Origin of the sequence: Protofrankia sp. Cj3 (assembly GCF_917627355.1) — a bacterium.
Lineage (GTDB): Bacteria > Actinomycetota > Actinomycetes > Frankiales > Frankiaceae > Protofrankia.
In genome coordinates this window covers 1-608 of the sequence record NZ_CAKJTR010000177.1, presented here as the reverse complement: position 1 = coordinate 608, position 608 = coordinate 1, and positions in this window count along the sequence as shown.

The window sequence follows — 608 nt, the reverse complement described above, 5'->3', positions numbered from 1 at the left end:
CCCCGGGGGCAGCAACCCCCGGGGGGCAGTGCCGACAACAGGGGCATGGCCAGGACGATTCGTCCCGGCCATGCCCCTGTTGTTCGTGTGCCCGCGGGAAGCAGGCGTGGAGCCAGTGGGCGGAGCGAGCCGGGCCCACCGTGCGGCCCACCGCGATCAGGCCTGTCCGGCGACATGACCAGCGAAGAGCCCGACCAGCGAAGAGCCGGGCGAGCAGCTCCCCGTGGCCGTTCCAGCCGCGGCGGATATCCCTATGGGCGCACCATGCCTCTGTCACTCTATGAGTGGTCTTTCATTACTGTCAGCAGTATTTCGTCGTGTGCGGAGATCGGGACCCAGCTGTTCCGAAAATATTGATGGAAGAAGCAAAAAATGCCGTAGATGCGCACTCGATGTCCTGCTAGAGTTCGCGCCTGCGTAGTCATGCCAGCTGGGTTGAGTTCCTGCACGGGGGCAGTCGTGAGTACGAAGCGTTGCTCGGGAGAGCTCCTGCCGGTTTGCGGCCACATGTGGGTGTTCGCGGCCGGGGCCAGGGACATGGCCACATCGTCACCAGGTCACGTGCGCTATCGACGAAGGACGATCAGATGATCGGCAAGGGCTCCACA